Below are 23,395 nucleotides of genomic sequence, written 5' to 3'. Positions count from 1 at the left end.
GTCCGCCGGTCAGGGGCGCCGGGCTGCCGGGCCGGGAAGAGCCTGCCGCGCCTCGGCCTTCGTCTCCGCCAGGCGCTGCAGGGCCCAGAGGCCGAGCTCCTCGAGGGGGAGGGGGCGCGAGATCAGATAGCCCTGGAACAGATCGCAGCCGGCGGTGATCAGCAGGTCCATCGTCTCCTGCGTCTCCACACCCTCCGCCACCACCGACATGCCGCGCGCATGGCACAGCGCGATCATCGCCTGCAGCGCGGGCAGCATCTGCGGCTTGGCCATCACGTCCACCATGCCCCGGTCGAGCTTCAAGGTATCGGCGGGATATTCGATCAGTTGCTGCACGGAGGTGTAGCCGGCGCCGAAATCGTCGATCGACAGGCGGAAGCCGCGGGCGCGCAGACCGTTGATCGCATCGCGCAGGGCAGCGCCGGCCTCGACCGCATAGGTTTCCGTCAGCTCGATCTCGATCGCGCCGGGTTTAAGCCCCAGCCTATCGGACTGGTCGCTGAGATGCTGGCCGATCGCGCGCGAATGCAGCTCCGCCGACGAGACGTTGATCGCCAGAACCGTATCCTGCCCGAACATCGCTTCCAGCCGGCGGTAGTCGCTCATGGCGCGGCGCACCACCCACCAATCGATCTTGCCGAACAGGCCCGAGCTCTCGGCGATCGGCACGAACTCGTCCGGACCGATCCGACCAAGCGTCGGCGAGGCCCAGCGCAGCAGCGCCTCGCAGCCGGTCACCCGGCCGCGGCGATCGACGATCGGCATATAGACCAGGTGGAACTCCTCATCCGGATCAAGACTGCGCAGCTCGTCCTGGATCTGACGTAGCCGGTCGCGCCGAGCCTTCAGGGTCCGGGAGAAGCGAGAGACGCGGTTCTTCCCCTCGGTCTTTGCCTGATACATGGCAGCATCGGCATTGATGACCAGCGTCACCTCGTCGGCGGCGTCGTCTGGGAAGAGCGCCACCCCGATGCTCGCCGTCACCGGATAGGCGGTGCCCGCCACCGCGAAGCCGCCCTCAAAGAGCGACAGGATGGCGTCGGCGATCCTGTCGACGGCGCCATGGTCCTTCGGGACGGTCAGCAGCACGGCGAACTCATCGCCGGACAGGCGGGCGAGAACCGCGGGTGGAAGGGCATCGGCTTCGGTTGCATGGGTCACGCAGGCACGCAGGCGGCTGGCGAGAGCCTGCAGCAGTTCGTCGCCCACAACATGGCCATGCTTGTCGTTGACGAACTTGAAGTTGTCGATGTCGAGGAAGAGCAGCGCCACCTGTTGCCCCTCGCGCGCCGCACCGGCGAGCGCATCGGTGGCAAGCGCCTGGAAGCGGGCACGGTTGGCAAGGCCGGTCAGCGGGTCGGCCCAGGACGCGGTGCGCACCAGGTCCAGAGCCCGCATCGACTGATCATGCAGGGTTTCGATATTGGCGGAGAGCCGCCCGATTTCGCCGTCGGTGATCTCGGGAGCGATCCGGCTGGCCCTGCCAGTCATGACTGCCGTCACGTTGCGGTCAAGGACGGCGATCGGGTCGCAGATGAAGCGGCGGATCAGCGTCGTCATCGTCACGATGGTCAGCACGCTCATGGCCAGCGTGCCGATCGACAGCAGGATCTTCAGCTGCAGCAGGCTTGCGGACACATGAGCCTGCGGAACGGTAAGCGTCAGGAACAGCGAGGGGGCCAGCCGGACGCTGGCGGCAACCCGCGCATCCTCCTCCACCGGCCGGGAGGTGATGGTCGCCTCGGTTCCATATTCGGCCTGCAGTGCGTTCTTCATGCCGATGAACTGATCCGGCTGGATCGCCACCTGCAGCAGGAGGGCGCGCTCCTTGTTGGCGGTCAGCGCGCGGTTGAGCGTGACGGGATCGATGAACTCCGACTGCACGATGAGCGGCCGCTCGGTCCCGTCATAGAGGTAGCTCCAGTCGTGCAGCTGCGTACCGGCGATCAGGCGCCCGGCAAGCGCTGTCTGCGCGCTGCTGATCTCCGCAAAGGGATCGGCGCTGTTTTCGAAATAGTAGCGGGTGGAGCGGTCGGGGCCGGTGATCGAGAAGGAGATGAACTTGGCCGGATCGTCGGACAGCGAGCGGATCGATTGCTGCAGGCGCAGCGACAACGCGTTGTAGCGGTAGGTCTCGTCGGTCTCCTGCATGAAGCTGCGGATCGCATCGCCTTCGAGCAGGGAGAAGAGGAAGCCGCGCGCTTGCGCCACATCCGCGCGAAACAGAGATTCGGTATGCGCCAGCTGCTGGGAAAGCCGGGCACGCTCCAGCGAAAGCATGGCGCCGCTCTGCGCCCAATAGACGAGCGCTGCGGCCGTCACATAGCCGGCGATGACGATCGGCAGGATGAGGAAGGTGGCGCGATGAGCGAGGGTCACTGATAGTTCGCCATGGATGAGATGATCCGCCGGCGCGTCTGCACCGACTGGACGGACAGCGGGATCTGGTACTGGCTGCGCGAGAGCACGGCGTCCGGAATGTAGACGGAGGCATCCTGTCGCATGGCCGGCGGAATGAGCGGCAGGGCCTTGAGGCTTGCGGTCGGCATGTCGAGCGTCTGCGCGTTGCGCGCGGCATTCCTGGCCGAGACGATATGCTCGACCAGCGCCAGCGCAACGGCCTTCTGCGGCGAGGCCGCCATGACCGAGATGCAGTCGAGCCAGGACAGGGTGCCTTCCTTCGGCACGGCGTAGCGCCAGAGGTCGCTCTTCCCCACCTTCTCGTTCAAGGCCCGCTGATCGCCGCTATAGCCGAGTGCCATATAGATCTCCTTGCCGATCGCCGGGTCCTGGACGGCCGTCACCACATAGTCGTAGGTCAGCACGTAGGGGGCCTGTGCCTTCATCAGCGCGAAGGCGGCCTTCAGGCTTTCCGTATCATTGGCGTTGATCGATTTGCCGAGCAGCACCAGCGGCGCGATGAAGGCCTCGTTGTGGTCGTCATACATGGCGATGTGCCGGCGCAGGCTCTCTGCCGGCTTCATCAGGTCGTTCCAGGAGGTGGGAGCCGTCGTCACCTTGTCCGTGCGATAGAGGATGCCCATCGTGCCCCAGAGATAGGGCACGCCGTAGCCGGCGCAGCGCGCGCTCCAGCGCGTGTCGTAATCGGAAAGCGAGGGAATTGCCGCCGTATCGATCGGCGCCAGCACACCGCGCGTGCCGAACAGCGCGGCCGCGTTCTCTCCCACGACCGAGACGTCGATATTGCTGCGCGGATCGGCCATGATCTCGTCGCGCGCATCGCCGCTGTCGTACAGGACCTGGTTGACGGCGATGCCGGTCTCGGCGGTGAAATCGGCGAGGATCGCCGGGTCGATATAGCTTTCCCAGATCAGGAGATTAAGCGGCCGCGCCTCGGCCGCAGTCCCTGCACCACAGAGAAAGGCCGCCAGAAGGGCGCTCATCTTCAGAAGACACATCGGCATGATCTCCCGCTTTGTTAGTGGGAGTTTACGATACAAATCTTGACGATTTTCTACCTGATGATGCAGGAAGTTGTGGTGCCTCGCGTAAAATGAGCCATCGCGCGGCCGGACGGCCGGCCTGCGATCCGCTTGACCGGGTCGCGGCGGCGCGGCACAGAAGGTCATGCAGATTCCCGACACCGACACCGGGCGCGTTTCGGACGCGCCTTCGCAGAACTGGGTCTATCGCGCCCTGCCGCGCGGCCTCTGGCCCTATGCCCAATTGGCGCGGTGGGACCGGCCGATCGGCTGGCAGCTGCTCATGTGGCCCTGCTTCTGGTCGGCAACGCTTGCAGCGATTGCGGCGGCCGGGCAGGGCTCGCTCTCGCCAGCGCGCTTCATCGGCCATCTCCTCCTGTTCTTCATCGGCTCCGTTGCCATGCGCGGCGCAGGCTGCACCTATAACGACATCGTCGACCACAGGATCGACGAGGCGGTGGCGCGCACGCGCTCGCGCCCGCTGCCCTCGGGGCGCGTCTCGCGGCGGGCGGCAAAGCTGTTCATGGTCGCCCAGGCGCTGGTCGGCCTCGTCGTGCTCCTGCAGTTCAACGGCGTCGCCATTCTCCTCGGCATCGCCTCGCTCGGGTTCGTCGCCATCTACCCCTTCGCCAAGCGCTTCACCGACTGGCCGCAGTTCTTTCTCGGTCTTGCCTTTTCATGGGGCGCGATCATGGGATGGGCCGCAGAGTTCGGGAGGCTTTCGGCGGCGCCGCTGGTGCTCTATCTCGCGGCCATTGCCTGGACCGTCGGCTATGACACGATCTACGCCTATCAGGACCGCGAGGACGATGCGCTGGTCGGCGTGCGCTCCACGGCGCGTCGCTTCGGCGAAAATCCGCGCCCGTGGCTGATCGCGCTCTACGGGCTGACGGTTCTCCTGCTGGCGTCGTCCTTCCTCCTGGCCGGCGCCGGCCTGCTCGCCTTCCTGGCCCTGCTGCTCGCGCTTCTCCTTCTAGGCTGGCAGATCCTCGTGCTCGACATTCACGACCAGGCCCAATGCCTGGCGCTGTTCCGCATGAACGGCACGATCGGGCTGATCCTGTTTCTCGGCCTTCTCGCCGATCTCGCCGTCGCCCTGCTTTAGAGACGGCGGCGCGGCTCAGCGTCTTCGGCCACGCCGGGTGAGGGCGAGCAGCGCCTGAAGAACGGCGAAGATGGCGAAGGCGAGCATGCGGCGTTTCCCGGTCGTTGATGACGCAGGCGATCTCGCATGGCGGAAGCGTGCTCGGCGTTCCTCAGGAAACAGCGCAAACAAAAAACCGACCGCAGGGACGGCCGGCCTTTTGCACTGGAGAGGATGAAGGCGTTCAGCGGCGGGCGATGATCTCGCAGCCGTCGATCTTCATGGCGACGCCGAGGCTGGTCGTGGCGCGGCGCATGAGAAAGCGCGGACGGCGGCGGTGCAACTGGTGGCGCCGGCGCGGCGTGATCTGGCGGGTCTTGACCTCGCCCAGATGCTCCTCGAGCGGGCGGGCCACGCCATCGGCCTCGATCATCAGCATCGGGATCTTGTAGGCTTCCGACCAGGCACGCCAGTCGGCGGCGATGTCGGAGAGGTCATGGGCAACGAGCAGCGGAATGCAGAGCTCGATGTCGTCATGGTGCAGCTCGAGCGTCACGGTCACCTCGCCGTCGCCGTGGTCGATGGCACGGGCGGCCACGCCGCGGAAGGCGCGGGCCGGAAGGGCGATGGACAACGGCAGGCCGCTGGTGGGCAGGATCTTGCGCATCACCGCACCGCGCTCGTCCAGGCTGATGCTGACATCGCTTATCGTCCCGGCGGGGACGAAGCTTGCCTGCTGCGGGAAGCGTTTCGGATCGAGTCTGAGCGTGGTTTCGGCCCAGGCGGGTTGGGAAACGGTCTTCAACATGTCATTCGCCCTTGTTTTCCTTGAGAGCCGGTTTTCCGGTCTTCTTCGCGAGGCATTCGCCTTCTGTGAGGGTGAGACTACGCCGGGGGTCTTTGTCGCAGCTTAAAAATCGCGGTTAAAAAACTTCGCGCTTTCCGATGGTTAGCAAAATGGCACGCCACAGGGTTTAGAAGGAATGAAGGCTGGCGACGTCTCGGCGCTAAAGGCTCGCGCAAGCCCGCATTGCCAAGGTCGCGCGCACGGGCGGGCAAGCGCCGCCATGAGACGCTGACGCAGTTTCTTCTCGCCACCACCCCTTCACGCCGCCCGGTTCCCGGGCTGGCCTGCGCACCGGAGCGGCACATGGTCTCGACCTATCTCCAGTACAATCTCCTGACACGGGACATGAAGACCAGCCTGAACCGCACCGCGGAGCAGACGCAGGTTGCCCGCGATACGGCCTACTACAAGGAGAACATCGGCAAGGTCACGACGATCGACGAGTTCCTCGACGACTACCGTCTCTACTCCTATGCCATGAAGGCGCATGGTCTTGAGGACATGACCTATGCCAAGGCCTTCATGAAGAAGGTGCTGGAAAGCGATCTCAACGACGACAACAGCTATGCCAACCGCCTGACCGACGAGCGCTACCGCAACTTCGCGATGGCCTACAGCTTCTCGCAGGGCAAGGCCGTGGTGCAGACCACCGCCCAGGAAGATGCGGTCATCGGCCTTTACAACCAGACGAGCGCGCGCCTGGACGACCGGGTCAAGGCCGATACGAGCTATTTCAATGCCGCGATGGACCTGGTGAAGAGCGTCGACGATCTCTGGGGCAACGAGCGCCTGCGCACCTATGTGCTGACCAGTCTGCGCTACGACACCAGCATGTCCTACCAGCACTTCAAGGCGGTGGTGACGAGCGACCTCAACGATCCGCAAAGCTACGCCAACACGGTCACCAATGACTACAAGGCCGGTTTCCAGGCCAAGATCGATGCGATCAAGGCGTCAGCTAAGCCGGAGGATCTGAAGAACCCGAACAGCGCTGCGTCGATTGCGATCGCCGGCTACCAGGCACAGATCGACAGCGTTCCGGACTACAAGCCGCTCGCCGCGGTCTTCAATTTCGGAACCGACGGGAAGGTCGTCTCGGGCAAGATGGCCATGGATGCCAGCAACAAGGCCAGCCTGAACGAGGCCTATATTCTTTCGCAGCCGCGCGTCACGGCCTCGGCCGCGCTGATCAACCGCTCCTATTTCGAAGCGCATGTCGGGACCTTCACGACCACGACCGATCTCCTGGCCAACAGCCGCATGCGCTCCTTCATCATCACCGCTTTCGGCCTGCCGAAGTCGACGGCGACGGACACGCTCGACAAGATCCTGAAGAGCGATCCGAACGACGCGAACAGCTACGCCAACAAGAATGGCGGCGAGTTCAACGCGAACTACAAGGAGCTCGCCAAGGCCTTCAATTTTAATTCCTCCGGGACGCTCAACACCGGCACCCCGATCCAGACGGCGACGCAGACGGGGACGACGGGCGATGTCTATATGTCGCGCTACAACGATGCCGACGACGCGGCCGACGAAACGCTCGTCAAACAGTTCAAGCAGCTGATCGGTACGGTCAGTTCGGTCGACGACCTGCTGGACGACATGAAGATGATGCGGTTGGTGCTGAACGCCTTCGACCTGCAGGACGCGGGTGACAGTCGCCGCAAGCTCAAACAGGTGCTGACCAGCGACCTCGCCGATCCGAAGAGCTACGCCAATTCGCTGAAGGACAGCCGCTACACCGACATGGTGAAGGCCTTCAACTTCAAGGCCGATGGAACGATCGGCCCGCCGGTCCTGCCGCAATCGCAGTCCGAAATCATGCTGACCGCCAAGAACTACGTCATCAACAAGTCGCAGTTCGGCACCGAGGATGAGAAGAAGAAGGCGAAGGAAGAGGCGAGCTACTACAATGCGCAGATGGAAAAGATCGGCTCGCTCGACAGCTTCCTGAAAAACAAGCGGCTGGTCGAGTTCGTGCTTGTCGCCAACCATATCGATCCGGACTCGGTGACGGACGACCAGCTGAAGAAGATCTTCAAGTCCGATCTCGAGGATCCGAAGAGCTATGTGAACACGGAGGCTGACCCCCGCTTCCGCGAGATCGTCGCCTCCTTCAATTTCGACAAGAACGGCAAGGTCGCCCGCCAGGACAGCCTCGGCATTCAGACCCGGCGCGGCAAGCTGGAAACCGAAGAGCTCTACTACAATCAGACGCTCGAAGAGACGCAGGGCGAGGACAATGCAGGCGTCCGCCTGGCACTCTATTTCCGCCGCAAGGCATCCGACATCGGCTCGGCCTACGATCTGCTGGCCGATACCGCCCTCATGCAGGTGGTGCGCACCGCCTTCCAGATCCCGGAAGGCCTGTCGAGCGCTGACATCGACAAGCAATATGCCTATATCAACCGCGTGATGGACATCAAAACGCTGCAGGATCCGGCCGAGGTCGAGAAACTGCTCAAGCGCTTCACTGCGCTCTACGATGTCGACAACAATGTCGACACCTCCGCCGCCGGCCTCATCCTCTCCGGCCAGGGCGGCGGCATCAGCGCGGATGCGCTCTACACGCTGATGAGCCTGCGCAAGGGGGGGTAGGACGAGCATCCGGGGGTGCTGCGCTTGATTCGGCGCGCGATCCGCAATACATACAGAAATATGTATAAGGACATCGGGATGAGTGAGACGCTCATATATGACAACGTCTTCGAATCGCTGGTCGATGATGTCGATGAGGCTGCCGACCTGAGTTTTCGCGCCGATCTGATCTCCGCGCTGGTGGAGTGCTGCCGGGAGCGAGGCTGGAGTCAGGCGGAGATCGGTGCGGTTCTTGGTATTCCACAACCCCGTGTCAGTGAGCTGATGCGGGGAAAGGTTCACTTGTTTTCTGCGGATCGGCTGATCGGTTTCCTCAGTCGCTTGGGCGTGAGGCTGCGGCCCTCGTTCAGCGGCTCGCAATTTCTTTGCGTCGTCGAAACATATCCGGCGGCCTGACACGCGAGGCGGGGACCTTTTGCGGGGTTCAAGCGTCCCCGATCATCGCCTTCATCAGCTTGATCCGACCTTTCACCGTCTCCATGGCAGCGCGGTCGACACCATTCGTCGTTTTGGCGAATGCATGGAGAACGAAGACCGTGTCCTTGTATTTGGCGCAGTAGACCAGCCTGTATCCTGGTCCTCGCCCACCGTTCTCGATGAGCTCGACAATCCCGGCACCAAGGCCTTTCAGAATCTTGAAATCGGAGAGCGGCGTTTGCCCGTGCTGGACACGCTGCAGGTCGGTAGCGAATTGGAGCTGGATCTCGCGTGGCAGATCCTTGAGCGACTCCAGCGCTGCGCCGTTCACATAGGTGACCTTGCGCTTGACCATTGCCGCCGTGACCCCGCCGAACTCCGTCCATCAAGGTTTTCTAACGTTCTGGCCTGACAGACAAGCGTCGGGCCGGGAGTTTATTCTGCCGCCCGCAGCACCTTGTCCGGGTTCATGATGCCCGCCGGGTCGAAGGCGGACTTGATGCGGTGCATGAGGTCGATTTCGATCGGGCTTCGGATGGCGGCGAGTTCGTCGCGTTTGAGCTGGCCGATCCCATGTTCCGCTGAGATCGAGCCGCCATGCGCAAGCGCGATGCCGTGGACGAGATCGTTGATCTCGCGCCACCGGTCGAGAAAGGCCTGCGTGTCCGCGCCGACGGGTTGCGAAATGTTGTAGTGGATGTTGCCGTCGCCCATATGGCCGAAGGAGCAGAGCCGGGCGCCGGGAATCGCCGCCAGCACCGCCGCATCCGCCTGCGCCATGAAGGCGGGGATGGCGGCCACGGGCACCGAGATATCGTGCTTGATCGAGCCGCCTTCCGGCTTCTGTGCGGGCGACATGCTCTCGCGCATGTGCCAGAGCGCCTTGCGCTGCGTCTCGCTGGCCGCCAGCACGGCGTTTTCGACGAGGCCATCGGCGATCGCCTGCTCCAAGAGATCCTGCATCAGCCGCTCGGCCCCCTCCGCGCTGTCGGCGGTCGAGATGTCGATCAGCGTATACCAGGGATGAACCGTGTCCATCGGGTCGCGCACGCCCGGAATATGGCGGGCGGTGAATTCGACCCCGATGCGCGGCATCAGTTCGAAGCCGGTCAGCGCCGGGCCGCAGCGGGTCGCCGCCCGCTCGAACAGCGTCAGCGCATCCTCGACGCTTTTCACGCCTGCGAAGGCCACCTGGTGGCCGAGCGGGCGGGGAAAGAGCTTCAGCACCGCGGCGGTGATGACCCCGAGCGTCCCCTCCGCACCAATGAAGAGATCGCGCAGATCGAAGCCGGTATTGTCCTTCTTCAGCCGCCGCAGGCCGTTCCAGATCTCGCCCGTCGGCAGGACGACCTCAAGGCCGAGGCAGAGCTGGCGCATATTGCCATAGGCGAGCACCGCTGTTCCCCCCGCATTGGTGGAAAGATTGCCGCCGATCCGGCAGGATCCTTCCGAGCCGAGCGAGAGGGGAAAAAGCCGCCCGGCTGCCTCCGCCGCCGCCTGGATGTCGGCAAGGATGCAGCCGGCTTCGGCCACCAGCACGTTGCCGACCGGATCGACGTCGCGAATGCGCGTCATCCGTTCCAGGGACAGCACGATGTCGGCGCGGCCCTCTCGCGGGATCTGCCCCGCCACATGGCCGGTATTGCCGCCCTGCGGCACGATCGCGACGCCCGTTTCGCTGGCGAGGCGCAGGATGGCGGAGACCTCCTCGACGCTGTCCGGCTTCAGCACCACAGGCGTGCTGCCATAATAGAGACCGCGCGTATCGGCGAGGTAGCGCCGCCCGGCGTCCTGCCCGGCCACGGCATGGTCCGCGCCCACGAGGGCGATGAAGCGGTCGATCAGGTCGGGGGAGGGGATGGTGCTGGTCATGGCAAAGGCTTTCGCTGAGGGCCTGGTCAGGGGCGGGGCGCGGCGGCGCGCTTCAGCCGGTCGCGGATCGCCTCGCCCAGGCCATCCTGCGGAATGGGGCCGACGGCGATGCGCCCGGCTCCGCTCGCATCGGCGCGCTTGAGGTAGGCAAAGAGATGGGCGGCCGCTTCGCGCAGGCTGCCGGCCGGGCTGAGGTCGAGCACCAGCCGCGCCTGCGCTTCGCCGGGAAGCCGCCTGCCGCCAAAGCGGATCAGCGCCTCGCCCGGCCGGACATCCTCGGCATCGAGCCGCAGCGTGGCGTCGGGCGCGTAATGCGAGGCCAGCATGCCCGGCGCTTCGATGGCGGCACCCGCCTGGGCGGGGCGCTGCAGCGGGCGGCCGGCCACGGCCTCGATCGCCGCCGCCTCCAGCCCGCCGGGCCGCAGGAGCCGGATCGCATCGCCCTCCACCTTGACGATGGTCGATTCGAGTCCGACTGCGCAGGGGCCTGCATCGACGATCAGGGGGATGCGACGGCCGAGATCGGCGGCCACATGGCCGGCTTCCGTCGGGCTGACGCCGCCGGACGTGTTGGCGCTGGGCGCGGCCAGGGGGCGGCCGACGCCGTCGATGATGGCGCGGGCAATGCCGTCCGGCATGCGCAGCCCCAGGGTCGACAGGCCGGCCGTGGCCAGATCATGCACCGTGCTGGTGTCGGCCCGCGGCAGGACGAGTGTCAGCGGCCCCGGCCAGAAGGCCTCGGCAAGAGCGCGGGAGAGGGGATCGAAGACACCGTGGCGCTCCGCCATCGCCATGCTGCTTACATGCGAGATCAGCGGATTGAAGCGCGGGCGGCCCTTGACCTCGTAGATCCGGGCGATCGCCTCGGCGCGGGTGGCGTCTGCGGCGAGACCATAGACGGTTTCGGTCGGGATCGCGACCGGCAGTCCCTCGGCGAGCACCGCGACCGCGCGGGCCAGCGCTGCATCCGGTGCGGCCAGCGCATCCACCGTTTCCGCCAAAAGCCGCGGTGCCTCCCGCGGCGCGCCGTCCTTCGTCATCTCGCACCTTCCTTTGTCCGCCTCTTAGCGGATCGGGGTGCGAAACTGAACGATTTTCTGGCGCGGGCTAGAGCGCCTTGATGATCGCGCGCAAGGCGTCGTTCTTGGCGCCGAGCATCAGCACGTTCTTCAGCGCCGTCTTCGGGTCCTGCGTGCGGAACAGGAGCCCGCCATCGCGGATCGTGCGGTTGATGACGAGCTTGCCGGCCTCCTTGTCGACATCGGTGGCAACGGCGAAATACATGCGCGAATAGCCGCGCTTCACATCGTCGAAGAAGGCGCCGTCCTTGCCGATCTCGGAATAGAAATTGGCCATGTAGAAGGACCAGCGCACCTCGTCGAACTCGGCGAATTTGGTGCGCGCCGCCGTCACATGGCAATAGCCGAGATGCGGGCTCCCCTCGATCGTGCGGTGAAAGATCATCTTCGGAAAGCGGATCGAGGCGTGGAAGCCGTTGATCTTCTCATAGGCCTGCGTGCCGGCCGCCTCGAGCTTCCGGCCCGTGCGGGCGGCCACTTCGTCATAGGACAGATAGCGCTTGGGCTGGCGGTTCTCGTTGGATGGCCGGCTGATGCGCCCCGTGCGCAGGAAGTCGACATAGATCGCAGCCTTCAAGCCCGTGTCTTTCTTTTCCGGTCCGGCGGCGAAATATCTCAGCTTCGACATGGCTCTCATCCGTTGCAAAAGGGACGGGGCTGCAAGGCCTTGAAAGCAGTGCCGCATCGTGGTGACGCGTCCCTCCTGCTTCCGCGTGTAGAGACCTATCGGCCGCCCATGGTGCGAAGCTTGCGCTGCGGCCGGGCTTGCGCGCGAACCCGATGTCGCAAACATGCTGTCCCGGGGCGACGCCGCCCGCGCCTGAACGAAAAAAGGACAGTTGCCGCGTTTTTGCGCATCGCCCTGTTTTCACTACCCGAATGCCCGCCGCACGCCTCTGCCGGCGCTGCCTGTGGCTTGTCGCCAAAACCTCAGGCCGTGTCGCGATCTGGCGTCTCCGGCGCCCCGCTCCGCGTCTATGGTGCAGCGCATCGGGGCCTGCTGCCGCAGTCGCTCTGGCCGGTGCGGCCGCTGTGGCGGCCGGGCGGGCGCGGAGACCCCCGGGACACTGTTTTCTTGCAATGACGCCGCGCCGATCAGCGCCGGCCGGAGCCCCTGCGCCGCCGCGGGGTGCGCGCCCGTGCCTGCGCTCAAGCGACCCGCGGACCAAGGACGAGGCCGATGGACCTGACCAGCGAAGTGCTCCGCAAGCTTGCCAACCGGCGTGTCGATCACAGCCTGGAGCAGGCCTTCTACACCGATCCCGAGCTCTACAAGCTCGACCTGCAGGAGATCTGGTACAAGGACTGGCTGTTCGTCGGCCATGATTGCGAGATCCCGCGCGCCGGCAATTACTTCACCCTGCAGGTCGGCGATTATCCGGTCGTCGTGACGCGGGACCGCCAGGGCACCATCCGGGCGCTGCACAATTCCTGCCGCCATCGCGGCTCGCGCGTCTGCAGCGGCGCCAAGGGCGCTTCGGCCAAGCTCGTCTGCCCCTACCACCAGTGGACCTACGAGCTGGATGGCTCGCTGATCTTCGCCCGGCAGATGGGCGAGGACTTCGACAAGGCTGCCCATGGCCTGAAGCCGATCGCCTGCCAGAGTGTCGCCGGCTATATCTTCCTGTCGCTCGCCGATGAGCCGATGAGCTTCGAGCCCGTGCGCGAGATGGTGACGCGCTATCTCGCCCCGCATCGTCTGGAAAACACCAAGGTCGCCTTCGAGAGCACGATCGTCGAAAAGGGCAACTGGAAGCTCGTCTGGGAAAACAACCGCGAGTGCTACCATTGCGCCGCCAACCACCCTGAACTCTGCCGAACCTATCCGGAGGCGCCGAGCGCCACCGGCGTGCAGGGCGCCAAGGACGATCCGGTGATTGCCGAGCACTGGGCGCGCTGCGAGGCCGCCGGCCTGCCGAGCGAGTTCCGCATGCATGACAGCGGACAATACCGCATCGCCCGCATGCCGCTGGTCGACGATGCCGAAAGCTACACCATGTCGGGCAAGCGCGCCGTCCGCCGTCCGCTGTCCGACGAGGTCCGCCAGAGCCAGATCGGCACGCTGCTCTTCTTCCACTATCCGACCACCTGGAACCATGTGCTGGCCGACCACGCCATCACCTTCCGCGTCCTGCCGCTGGGGCCCGAACTGACGCAGGTGACCACCAAATGGCTGGTCCACAAGGATGCGGTAGAGGGCGTGGATTACACGCTCGAGGAACTGACCCATGTCTGGACCGAGACCAACGACCAGGACCGGCAGATCGTCGAGGAAAACGCCTTCGGCATCCGCTCGCCGGCCTACCAGCCCGGGCCCTATTCGCCCGAGCATGAAGGCGGCGTCATGCAGTTCGTCGAGTGGTACACGAATTTCCTGCAGACGCGCCTGAAGGGCGTGTCCAAACCCCTGATCCGCGTGGCCTGACATGACCGCCCTGACCCCGTTCCGCCATTTCGACGAGCTGCAGCCCTTCAACGACCGGCAGCATCTGCTCGAATGCATCGCCGCCACCGAAGAGGCGCCCGATGTCATGACCTTCGTCTTCAAGTCCGATCGGGACGGCTGGTTTCGCTATCTGCCCGGGCAGTTCGTGACGCTGGAGCTGCCGGTGACGCCGGACGAGCCGGTGATGCGCACCTACACGCTGTCCTCCACTCCCTCGCGGCCCTTCTCCGTGTCGGTGACGGTCAAGGCGCAGGCGGGCTCGGTCGGCACGCGCTGGATGCTCGAGCAGCTCAGGCCCGGCATGCGGCTGAAAGCCTTCGGCCCGCTCGGCGATTTCTCCTTCGTCCGCCATCCGGGCGAGCGCTACCTGTTCATCTCGGCCGGCTCCGGCATCACGCCGATGATGTCGATGACCCGCTGGTTTGCCGATTGCGCGCCGCAGACCGATGTCGCCTTCCTTTCCTGCGCCCGCCGCCCCGGCGATCTCCTGTTCCGCAGCGAGCTGGAAACGCTCGCCGCGCAGATGCCGAACCTCGCGCTCGGCTTCGTGGTGGAAGGTCATGCACCGAAGGATGGCTGGCATGGCCTGCGCGGCCGTATCGACGCCGCCAAGCTCGCGCTTCTCTCCCCGGATTTCATGGACCGCACCGTGTTCTGCTGCGGTCCGGAACCCTTCATGCGCGGCGTGCGCGGCCTGCTCGCGGAGGCCGGCTTCGACATGGCGCGCTATCACGAGGAAAGCTTCCAGCCGGCCGCAGCCCCGGCGGAGGAGGAACTGGCAATCCGTGGCGGCCAGGCCGAGGGCGCCGAAGCGCCGGCCAGCCACACCGTCACCTTCACCATGGCCGGCAAGCAGGCCGACTGCCTGCCTGGCCGCACGATCCTGCAGACCGCGCGCGCTGCGGGCGTGCGCATCGGCGCCGCCTGCGAAGGCGGTCTCTGCGGCACCTGCCGCGTCATGAAGCTCTCCGGAGAGGTCGACATGCAGCACAATGGCGGCATTCTCGACGAGGAAATCGAGGAAGGCTACATCCTCGCCTGCTGCTCCCGGCCGCTGGGGAACGTGCAGATCGAGGCGTAATCGTCTTCTTGCGTGCTTGACCGGCGAGGTTCCGGCCAAACCGTGTCCTCCCTCTACCGCAGCGCCAGATGCGGGTTGGGGATGGAGGCTGTGGGGATCGGGTCCGGGGGGAGGAGAGGGGTGGCTGTCGGGGGCTTGGCTTTGAGGCCGGCTTGCGCGGTGGCCGTGGCGTCACTTTCGAGCGGCAACGGCTTGGCGGGAAGCAGGGTGCCTGTCGCCCAGGCGGCCTTCAGGGCCTCGGCATTGCCGGGGGCGACATTCACGTCGATATCGGACAGCGTGCCGGCGACGCGGTAGGGGCAGCGGCGCTTGCCGCAATTGGCGGAGGCGGAGAACTGCCAGAGCGCGTAGCTCTCCCAATTGCCCATGGGAAAGACGTTGCGGATGCCCGGCTGATAGCGGGCATACCAGAGCGGCAGGCGGGATAGGATCGGGTGCTTGGCCCGGTGCTCGGCAATATATTTCGCCGTCGAGTGATTGGTGTAGAGCATCGGATAGCGGCCGGTGCGCGTCTTGATATGGCCGGCGAAGATCGCTGCATCCTCGAGCGACATGTATTTTTCCGCATCCATGCCTTCGAGATCGAGCACCATCAGCTCGTCCGCCCTCGGCTCGGCATAATCGAGGAAATGGTTGGCCTGGTCGATCGGGTTGCCCGGCCGGGCGAGGTGATAGGCGCCCCAGAGCAGGCCATGGGCTTTGGCGACCATGCGCCGTGTCTGGTAGAGCTCGCGGCTGACCGCATATTTGCGCCACATCGTCCTGCAATGCGCCACCGTGTCGCCGCCATGGTCGCCCACGCAGCTATAGCTTTCCGGCAGCCCGTCGGAGGCCTTGGAGATGAAGCCGGCAATGCGCTTGTCCGTCACCAGCGCTTCCCAGTCGATCGTGTTCAGCTCGTAGGCGTCGATGACAAGGGCGTGATCTTTCGACTTCCAGGGCTGCAGCTCGCGGGCGTTGAGATCGGGCGCGGCTCCGAGCGCAAGAGCCAGCGCGCCCAGCTGCATGGCCAGGCGAAACCAAGGGCGGGAACGGGCGCTTCCGAAGGTTCGCATCGGAGGATGCTGCGCCCCTATGGTTAACCGAAGCTTAACAGCCGTAATTTATCGGTTACCGAAGTGCCCTGTACGCCTCCGCACAGAGGCAGGGTGGCGGAACAAACGGAAGAAACGACCGTTACTGCACCCGAGAGACTGATCCGCCAGTCCTTTGCTTTTGAACGGAGAATTGCCATGCGTTTGCTCAACACCCGCTTCTTGTCCGCGGTCGGTCTGTCCGCCGCAGTCTTTGTCACCTCGCTGATGCCGGCAGAAGCCATGGTGCCGATTCCCGTTCAAAAGCCGGTCCAGGCCACCACCACCAATGTCGAGACCGTTCAGTATCGTGACCGTCGCGCCGACTGGCGCCGTGGCTATCATCGCCGCAACGGCTATTCCTATTATAACGGCCACCGCGGCTACCGCGAATACCGCCCGGGCTATCGCCGCCACAATGGCGTCTGGTTCCCGCTGGCCGCCTTCGCCACCGGCGCAATCGTCGGCGGTGCGATCTCCAACAACAACACCGTCCGCTACGGCGGCAGCCATGTCGAATGGTGCCAGAACCGGTATCGCTCCTACCGCGTGTCGGACAACACCTTCCAGCCGAACAATGGCCCGCGCCGCCAGTGCAATTCGCCCTATTGAGGCGTCCTGCATAAAGCGTTTGGTCGATCCCCTCGATCACGCCTGATCGGCTGAACCGATCACCTCGAAAGGCCGACCGGCACTTGCCAGGTCGGCCTTTCGCGTTTTCAGCGTCCCTCGGATTCTCAAAGGTGGAGGCTGCCGTCGCAGCCTCCGCTCTCACGTCTTAAAAACCTTCCAAAACCAGCTTGCCGATCGACCGTCCGCTTTCCAGCCGGCGGTGGGCCTCGATCAGGTTCGCCGCGTTGATCGGCGAAAGCGTTTCCGTGCGGGTGCTGCGCAGTCTGCCTGCGTCGACCAGGTCGGCCACCGCGTCAAGCAGCCGGCCCTGCTCGGCCATGTCAGCCGTTTCAAACAGCGGGCGGGTAAACATCAGCTCCCAGTGCACCGACACGGCCTTGCGCTTGAAACCGACGATATCGAGCACCTTGGGATCGTCGATCAGCCCGAAGCGGCCCTGCGGCGCGATGATCTTCGGCAGCACGGCGAGATGCGTGTCGGTGGCGGTGGTGGAGAAGATGAAGGCCGGATCGCCGAGCCCAAGCGCCGCCACCTCTTCATCAAGCGGCTTGCTGTGATCGATGACGTGATGCGCGCCGAGGCTTTTCACGAAGTCGCGGGTTTCCGCACGCGAGGCCGTGGCGATCACCGTCAGGTCCGTCAGCGCGCGCGCAAGCTGGATGGCGATCGAGCCCACCCCGCCGGCGCCGCCGATGATCAGAATGGCGTTGGCCGCACCCGGCACGCTGCGGCGGACATCCAGCCGGTCGAACAGCATTTCCCAGGCGGTGATCGCCGTCAGCGGCAGAGCCGCCGCATCGGCATCCGACAGCGTCGCAGGCTTGCGCCCGACGATCCGCTCGTCGACCAGGTGATACTCTGCGTTGGTGCCCGGCCGCGTCAGCGCGCCGGCGTAGAATACGGCGTCGCCCGGGCGAAAGCGCGTGACCTCGGCACCCACGGCATCCACGATGCCGGACGCGTCCCAGCCAAGCACCTTCCAGCCGCCGGGCTCGGCATCGGACGAGGCGCGCACCTTCGTATCGACGGGATTGACGGAAATGGCGGCAATCCGCACGCGCAGATCGCGCGGGCCGGGGTCCGGCCGGTCGAGGGTGATGTCACGCAAGGCATCGGCGCGGTCGATCGCTCCGGCGGTCTGGTAGGCTACGGCTTTCATCATAGAGCTCCTTCAACTGCTCGGCCTCGCGCCTGCCCAACTTGGCAAGCGCGCCGGCATGGGACAATATTGGGCATAGGCCCGCCAAAGGCCAATACGCACAACGATCGCCCCTAGTGTCGAAAAGGATACCGTCATGGCCAAGCCGCGCCACAACCGCTTCGATTGTTCGCCGGGATGCGCCGTGGAGGCGGCGATGGCCCTTATCGACGGCAAGTGGAAGAGCGTCATCCTGTTCCACCTCTCCGATGGGACGCTGCGCTTCAACGAACTGCGGCGCGCCATACCGGGCGTCACGCAGCGCATGCTGACCAACCAGCTGCGCGAGCTCGAGGCGGACGGGCTGATCGAGCGGCAGGTTTATCCGCAGGTGCCGCCCAAGGTCGAATACTCCCTCTCGCCGCTCGGCCGCAGCCTGCAGCCGGTGCTGGTGGCGCTTCAGACGTGGGGGGAGAGCAACATGCATCTCTTCAAAGGCGCCGGCACAAAGGCGGCCGCCTGACCGCGCATCGTCACAGAATGCCGATGCGCTTGAGGATCGTCCAGGCAAAGCCCATGGAGGCGAGGATGAAGAGCCCGGCGATCAGCGTGCCGTGCACCCCGCCTGCCAGCGGCAGGTCGCTGGTGTTCATGCCGAAGAAGCCGGTGACCAGCGTCGGCGGCAGCAGGAAGGCGGTCATCAGCGACAGGATGTAGAGATGCCGGTTGGTTTCCGAGGAGAGCTTGCTGTCGATCTCTTCATGCAGCAGCCGCGCCCGCTCCTGCAGCGCGAAGACATCGCGGTCCACTGCCTCCAGCCGGTCGCAGAGACGTTCCGCCACATCGAGGAAATCTGGCGGCACCTCGTCTTCCTCGGCGGTGGAAGCGCGGCGCAGGAGGGCGAGCACGGTGCGCAGATGCCGATGCAGCCGCACCGCCGTGCGGCGCAGCGGCGCCAGCTTCGGCTGGCTGTTGTGCCCGGCGCCCCCGTAGACATCGTCCTCGATGATATTGAGATCCTCGGTCAATTCGAGCACGAGGCCGATCAGCGTGCGCTGGAATTCGGTCACGATCATCTCGAAGAGATCGATCGGCCGGGCGCAACGCGGGTTCTTTTCGATGAGCGCCTTGACGCGGTCGATGCTGCGCAGCGGATGCAGACGGGTGGTGACGATCATCCGCTCGCTGACGGCGAAGTGCAGCCAGCCGATCGTCTTCGTCAGTTCGTCGAAGGTCCGTTCGAAATCCACCAGCGTCCCGAACACCACCCCGTCCTCCGCCAGGATCGAGGCCTGCGTGTCGGCGCTGACCAGCGTCGTCAAGGCCGGGCGCGGGATGTCGCAGACCCGTTCGAGCAGGGTCGGCGTGCGGGAATCGCTGAGCGCCAGATGCACCCAGACCCAGCCCTCGCCGGGCGCAATCGCCGAGATCGGTGCGTCGGAGGGGATTCGCGTCGCGCCTTCGCCCGGACGGAAGCGGTAGGCCCAGACGAGGCCGGGGATATCCGGAGAGACAAGGTTCATCGGCGCTCTTCTTCCTGCACGCTCTGCTCTCCTCACGCAGCAGCCCATTCCAGGCTGGCCCCGTGCCGGAGGTGCAGCCGCGTGCCAAGGCCGTCGGCCCAGCCGTCAGCTGCCGTCATCGGGTTACCGTAGCGCCGAAGCATCAGCGGCGGAAGCATCGGCCATAGCGAAGTTTTGCGACAGGACGGTTGCAGACGGATCCGACGCTTCACAGGCCGCTCTCGACGCGCGCCCCGCGGTGTTGACGTTTACGTAAAAATCAATAGGTTTTCGCCCGAGGTCGAGACGGCGGAGGAGAGAGACCATGTTCCAGACACCGGTGGAGGAGATCCTCTTCACGCTCTCCGTCGTCGCCAATCTTTCAGACGGCGAGGGGGCGGTGGAACCCGATCTCGCCGAAGCGGTCGTCCGCGAGGCGGGTCGCTTCTGCGACGAGGCAATCGCGCCGCTCGCCTCCGTCGGCGACCGCATCGGTGCCACCCTGAAGGACGGCGCCGTCGCCGCGCCGCCCGGCTGGCCGGCGCTTTACCGCGCCTGGGCCGAAGGCGGCTGGAACGGGCTCTCGGCACCGGAAGCCTATGGCGGACAGGCGCTGCCGCATCGGCTGCATATCGCCGCCATGGAGATCTGGAACGCCGGATCCATGGCCTTCGCGCTCGCCCCCATGCTCACCGCCGGTGCCATCGAGGCGCTTGCGGCCCATGGGTCGGAGCCGCTGAAGGCGCTCTACCTGCCCAGGATGGTCTCCGGGGCGTGGACGGGAACGATGAACCTCACCGAACCGCAGGCGGGTTCGGATCTCTCCACCCTGCGCACCCGGGCCGAGCGCCGCGACGACGGCAGCTACCGGATCTTCGGCCAGAAAATCTACATCACCTGGGGGGAGCATGATCTCAGCGAGAACATCGTCCATCTCGTGCTGGCCCGGCTTGCCGATGCGCCGTCGGGGACGCGGGGCATCTCGCTCTTTCTGGTGCCGAAATTCCTGCCGGATGCCGAAGGGCGGCCGGGCGCGCGAAACGATCTCATCTGCCATTCGATCGAGGAGAAGCTCGGCATCCATGCTTCCCCCACCTGCACGATGATTTTCGGCGACGGCCGCTTCGGCAGCGAACCCGGCGCGGTCGGCTATCTCATCGGCGAGGAGAACCGGGGTCTCGCCTGCATGTTCACCATGATGAACAATGCCCGGCTGGCGGTGGGCGCGCAGGGGGTGGCGATCGCCGAAGCCGCCACGCAGAAGGCGCTCGCCTATGCCAAGGCGCGGGAGCAGGGCCGCGCACCGGGTGCCGCCGCCGCCGGTCCGATCCTCGACCATCCCGATATCGCCCGCACTCTCCTGATCATGACGGCGCTGACGCAAGGGGCGCGCGCCATCACCTATCTCTGCGCGGAAGCCGTGGATCGCGCCCATGGCGGGGAGGCATCCGGCCACTGGCGCGACCGCGCGGCCGTTCTGACGCCGATCGCCAAGTCCTTTCCGACCGATATCGGCGTCGAGGTCGCCTCGCTCGGCATTCAGGTGCATGGCGGCATGGGCTATGTCGAAGAAACCGGTGCCGCCCGCCTTCTGCGCGACGCCCGCATCGCGCCGATCTATGAGGGCACGAACGGCATCCAGGCGATCGATCTCGTCACGCGCAAGCTGCCGATCGACGACGGCGGCCATGTTCGCGGCTTGATCGACGAACTGCGCCGCATCTCCGCGACCGTCGCCCTGTCGCCGCAGCCCTTCGGCCTCAGCGCCGTCCGGCTGGAGCAGGCGCTGGATGCCCTGAGCACGGCAACAGAATGGCTGCTGGCCCGACTGTCCGCCGGCGACCAGGCTGCCGCGCTTGCCAGCGCCACGGCCTATCAGCGCCTCTTCGGTCTGGTGCTGTGCGGCAGCCTGCTCGCGCGCATGGCGCTGGCGGGGGACGAGCGACGCGTGGCGCTCTGCCGCTTCTTCGCCGATCAGCTGCTCGGCGAAACCTGCTCGCTCTCCCGCGCCATCTGCGAGGGCAGCGACAGTCTGCACGCGGCGCGGACCGTGCTTGCCTGATGGCGCGGCCAGACCGGGACCTGCAAGGAGCAAGGCAATGACGGACGAGATCAAGGTCGAGCATCCCGATACCCACCCCGGCGTCTGCGTGCTGCGCTTCGACCGGCCGGGCAAGAAGAATGCGCTGACGCAGGCCATGTACCGCACGCTCAACGCCGCACTCGATGCGGCCGAGGCCTCGGATTCGGTCCGCGCCATCGTGTTCCTCGGCAGCGAGGGGTGTTTTTCCGCCGGCAATGACCTGGCGGATTTCGCGGCCATGGCAAAAGGCGGCGCGGTTGCAGGCGAGATCCTCGGGTTTCTCGAGCGGCTTGTCCGCGGCCGCAAACCGCTCTTGAGCGGGGTGGACGGATTGGCGATCGGCATCGGCACGACTCTGACGCTCCATTGCGATCTGACGATCGCCTCCGAGCGGGCGCTCTTCCGCACACCCTTTGTCGATCTCGCCCTGGTGCCGGAGGCCGGCTCGAGCCTGCTCCTTCCGCGGTTGATCGGCCACCAGCGCGCCTTTGCCATGCTCTGCGCCGGCCTGCCGATGAGTGGGGCAGAGGCGCTCCAGGCCGGCCTCGTCGCCCGTCTGGTTCCCTCCGATACGCTCGAGGCCGAGACGCTGGCTCTCGCCGCAGCCTTGGCCGCCAAACCGCCCGAGGCGTTGCGTCTCTCGCGCAGCCTGCTGCGCGGGCAGACGGCAGAGCTCGTCGCCCGGATCGAAGAGGAGGCCCGCCTTTTCGCCGAGCGGCTGCAGAGCGCGGAAGCCCAGGACGCCTTCCGCGCCTTCCTCACCCGCTAGCGGCAGTACCTCTTCTAAAGGATCGGCAGACCGGCCAATGCGGTGCCGAGGGTGCCCAACGTCAGAAGAGTGAGCGCGACAGCCGAGAGCCAGACCATCGTTCGGCCCCCTGCCGGCATTCTCCGGGCGGCAAGCCAGCCGGCAAGCGGCAGGGCCTGCGCGGCATGCAGGCCGAGGAAATGGCTGATGCGCAGATCGCCCGCCTGCCGCGACCAGCCGAACAGCGGCACCACGACCTGCTGCCCATCGACCCCTCCAACCAGATGACCGCCATGAACGCTGATGACGGCGCCGGTCACCAGACCGAGCAATCCGGACAGCATCAAACCCAGCCCGATCGAGAGACGGATCGTCGTTTCCCGGTCCGATTCCTTAGTCGTGCGGCCCTTGAGGATCGCGGCGCCGAACGCGGACGTGGCGAGGGTCAGGATGACGGCGAAGACACCCATCAGCGCGAACATCCCCCGCGTATAGGCTGTCGACAGGTTGAAATGCGAGTCCTGCCCGGCTGCCGCCTGGGCTGCGATATAGGTCATCTCGAAGAGGCTTGGGACGAGTAGGAGCGCCGTCAGCAGCAGGCCACGCCATCCTTCCCGCAGGGTCGCCGGGAGCCAGCGCCAGAAGAGAGCGAGGGTGGCGAGATGGACGCCGAGCGACAGCGCGAACTTCATCGGCTTCACCCAGGCAGACAGCCCGAAGACGGTGCGGGTGTCGCTGCCCATCAGCAGGCTGAAGGGAAGGAGAAGCAGGAGGAAGAGCGCGGCAGTCTGCAGCAGACCGGCATGGAGCTCCGCACGCGCCACAGCTGAGCGGGGTTTGAGGAGGATTTCGGTCACGCGCTCGCCCCCGTTGCGATGCCCGTACGAGGCCGGCGGCCGAAGCCGGCAAGGGCTGCCGCCGCGAGGAGGCCGAGCGGGCCGAAAAGGAAGGTCAACGCCAGCGCGGGGAGGATGAGAACAGGCGGCGCGCCGCGCGCAAGCGCCTCCTCGGCCAGCAGCGTGCCGACCATGAGGTCGAAGGCCAGATAGTGGACCCATCCGGCCAGCAGGAGTTCCGGCGTGTCAAACAGCGCTCGGACCTCCGCCAGGGACCCGTATCCTCCGCCCGCCGAGCCGTAAAATCCGGCTATCAGTGCCGCATAGAGGACAGCCAGCATCAGCGGCACGGCAAAGCGGGTCGTCACGATCATTTGCCTGCGCCAACGGGGCAGAAAGAGGGCGATCGACAGGGTAATCCAGCCAGCCAGGGCGAGCAGGCTCGCCGCCGAGAAAAGTCGTTCCGTCTCCACCATGAACCCTCGATCGAAAAGAAGTGTTTCAGGCTAGCC

The 23,395-nt window shown here is 65.6% G+C and carries 21 protein-coding genes; 9 read left to right on the top strand and 12 right to left on the bottom strand.

Annotation, left to right across the window (positions count from 1 at the left end; translation table 11 throughout):
* Positions 1-9: 9 nt before the first annotated feature.
* Both U8330_RS13435 and U8330_RS13430 read right to left on the bottom strand, forming a co-directional pair.
* Complete coding sequence (locus U8330_RS13435) at positions 10-2,379, bottom strand: putative bifunctional diguanylate cyclase/phosphodiesterase (RefSeq protein ID WP_323105769.1); 2,370 nt, start codon at positions 2,377-2,379, stop codon at positions 10-12.
* Positions 2,376-3,419 (bottom strand): spermidine/putrescine ABC transporter substrate-binding protein, encoded by a 1,044-nt coding sequence (locus tag U8330_RS13430; RefSeq protein ID WP_323107293.1) that lies wholly within the window; start codon positions 3,417-3,419, stop codon positions 2,376-2,378. Before U8330_RS13430 ends, U8330_RS13435 begins: the two co-directional genes overlap by 4 nt.
* A 169-nt stretch (positions 3,420-3,588) precedes the next feature.
* Between U8330_RS13430 and ubiA the strand changes: the two genes are divergently transcribed.
* Positions 3,589-4,548, top strand: a complete 960-nt coding sequence (gene ubiA / locus U8330_RS13425) for a 4-hydroxybenzoate octaprenyltransferase (protein WP_323105768.1) — start codon at positions 3,589-3,591, stop codon at positions 4,546-4,548.
* 223 nt (positions 4,549-4,771) lie between these two features.
* Here the strand turns inward: ubiA and U8330_RS13420 are convergent, their stop codons facing one another.
* Positions 4,772-5,335 (bottom strand): DUF6101 family protein, encoded by a 564-nt coding sequence (locus tag U8330_RS13420; protein WP_323105767.1) that lies wholly within the window; start codon positions 5,333-5,335, stop codon positions 4,772-4,774.
* 342 nt (positions 5,336-5,677) lie between these two features.
* Here U8330_RS13420 and U8330_RS13415 point away from each other — a divergent pair, with 342 nt between their 5' ends.
* Entirely contained in the window at positions 5,678-7,975 is a 2,298-nt protein-coding gene (locus U8330_RS13415) for a DUF1217 domain-containing protein (RefSeq protein WP_323105766.1), read from the top strand.
* A 78-nt stretch (positions 7,976-8,053) separates the two neighbouring features.
* Entirely contained in the window at positions 8,054-8,371 is a 318-nt protein-coding gene (locus U8330_RS13410) for a helix-turn-helix domain-containing protein (protein ID WP_323105765.1), read from the top strand.
* A 28-nt stretch (positions 8,372-8,399) separates the two neighbouring features.
* Here U8330_RS13410 and U8330_RS13405 read toward each other — a convergent pair whose 3' ends face one another.
* The 4 genes from U8330_RS13405 to U8330_RS13390 form a co-directional block, all read right to left on the bottom strand.
* The gene (locus U8330_RS13405; RefSeq protein WP_323105764.1) at positions 8,400-8,747 is read right to left on the bottom strand and encodes a type II toxin-antitoxin system RelE/ParE family toxin; all 348 of its coding nucleotides are present in this window, start codon (positions 8,745-8,747) and stop codon (positions 8,400-8,402) included.
* An 80-nt stretch (positions 8,748-8,827) separates the two neighbouring features.
* The gene (locus U8330_RS13400; protein WP_323105763.1) at positions 8,828-10,264 is read right to left on the bottom strand and encodes an FAD-binding oxidoreductase; all 1,437 of its coding nucleotides are present in this window, start codon (positions 10,262-10,264) and stop codon (positions 8,828-8,830) included.
* A 26-nt stretch (positions 10,265-10,290) separates the two neighbouring features.
* Positions 10,291-11,265 carry an L-threonylcarbamoyladenylate synthase gene (locus tag U8330_RS13395; protein ID WP_323107292.1) on the bottom strand — a complete coding sequence of 325 codons (975 nt, stop codon included), beginning with the start codon at positions 11,263-11,265 and terminating at the stop codon, positions 10,291-10,293.
* Between the two features lie 106 nt (positions 11,266-11,371).
* On the bottom strand, positions 11,372-11,971 hold the full coding sequence (locus U8330_RS13390) for a DUF6656 family protein (protein WP_323105762.1): 600 nt from the start codon (positions 11,969-11,971) through the stop codon (positions 11,372-11,374).
* A gap of 552 nt (positions 11,972-12,523) precedes the next feature.
* Between U8330_RS13390 and U8330_RS13385 the strand changes: the two genes are divergently transcribed.
* Entirely contained in the window at positions 12,524-13,768 is a 1,245-nt protein-coding gene (locus tag U8330_RS13385; RefSeq protein ID WP_323105761.1) for an aromatic ring-hydroxylating dioxygenase subunit alpha, read from the top strand.
* 1 nt (position 13,769) lies between these two features.
* Positions 13,770-14,870, top strand: coding sequence for a hybrid-cluster NAD(P)-dependent oxidoreductase (locus U8330_RS13380; protein ID WP_323105760.1), 1,101 nt, complete (start codon positions 13,770-13,772; stop codon positions 14,868-14,870).
* Between the two features lie 53 nt (positions 14,871-14,923).
* Here U8330_RS13380 and U8330_RS13375 read toward each other — a convergent pair whose 3' ends face one another.
* The gene (locus U8330_RS13375; RefSeq protein WP_323107291.1) at positions 14,924-15,877 is read right to left on the bottom strand and encodes a glycoside hydrolase family 25 protein; all 954 of its coding nucleotides are present in this window, start codon (positions 15,875-15,877) and stop codon (positions 14,924-14,926) included.
* Positions 15,878-16,108: 231 nt separating this feature from the next.
* Here U8330_RS13375 and U8330_RS13370 point away from each other — a divergent pair, with 231 nt between their 5' ends.
* Positions 16,109-16,555 (top strand): BA14K family protein, encoded by a 447-nt coding sequence (locus U8330_RS13370; protein WP_323107290.1) that lies wholly within the window; start codon positions 16,109-16,111, stop codon positions 16,553-16,555.
* 166 nt (positions 16,556-16,721) lie between these two features.
* On the opposite strand, the gene U8330_RS13365 is transcribed toward U8330_RS13370, so the two are convergent.
* Positions 16,722-17,735, bottom strand: coding sequence for a zinc-binding alcohol dehydrogenase family protein (locus U8330_RS13365; protein ID WP_323107289.1), 1,014 nt, complete (start codon positions 17,733-17,735; stop codon positions 16,722-16,724).
* A 136-nt stretch (positions 17,736-17,871) separates the two neighbouring features.
* Between U8330_RS13365 and U8330_RS13360 the strand changes: the two genes are divergently transcribed.
* A complete protein-coding gene (locus U8330_RS13360; RefSeq protein WP_323105759.1) occupies positions 17,872-18,237 on the top strand; it encodes a winged helix-turn-helix transcriptional regulator in 366 nt (121 codons plus the stop codon).
* A 10-nt stretch (positions 18,238-18,247) separates the two neighbouring features.
* Here the strand turns inward: U8330_RS13360 and U8330_RS13355 are convergent, their stop codons facing one another.
* Positions 18,248-19,237, bottom strand: a complete 990-nt coding sequence (locus tag U8330_RS13355) for a transporter (protein ID WP_323105758.1) — start codon at positions 19,235-19,237, stop codon at positions 18,248-18,250.
* 304 nt (positions 19,238-19,541) lie between these two features.
* Between U8330_RS13355 and U8330_RS13350 the strand changes: the two genes are divergently transcribed.
* Together U8330_RS13350 and U8330_RS13345 are read left to right on the top strand one after the other, a co-directional pair.
* A complete protein-coding gene (locus U8330_RS13350) occupies positions 19,542-21,278 on the top strand; it encodes an acyl-CoA dehydrogenase (RefSeq protein WP_323105757.1) in 1,737 nt (578 codons plus the stop codon).
* Between the two features lie 37 nt (positions 21,279-21,315).
* Positions 21,316-22,068 (top strand): crotonase/enoyl-CoA hydratase family protein, encoded by a 753-nt coding sequence (locus tag U8330_RS13345; protein WP_323105756.1) that lies wholly within the window; start codon positions 21,316-21,318, stop codon positions 22,066-22,068.
* Positions 22,069-22,082: 14 nt separating this feature from the next.
* Here U8330_RS13345 and U8330_RS13340 read toward each other — a convergent pair whose 3' ends face one another.
* On the bottom strand, positions 22,083-22,904 hold the full coding sequence (locus U8330_RS13340; RefSeq protein WP_323105755.1) for a hypothetical protein: 822 nt from the start codon (positions 22,902-22,904) through the stop codon (positions 22,083-22,085).
* Positions 22,901-23,359, bottom strand: a complete 459-nt coding sequence (locus U8330_RS13335; RefSeq protein WP_323105754.1) for an abscisic acid-deficient protein Aba4 family protein — start codon at positions 23,357-23,359, stop codon at positions 22,901-22,903. Before U8330_RS13335 ends, U8330_RS13340 begins: the two co-directional genes overlap by 4 nt.
* Between the last annotated feature and the right edge of the window lie 36 nt (positions 23,360-23,395).

Source organism: Rhizobium sp. CC-YZS058, from assembly GCF_034720595.1.
Lineage (GTDB): Bacteria > Pseudomonadota > Alphaproteobacteria > Rhizobiales > Rhizobiaceae > Ferranicluibacter.
Note: the sequence above shows the minus strand (reverse complement) of the source record. Positions and strands in the feature narration are given on the sequence as shown.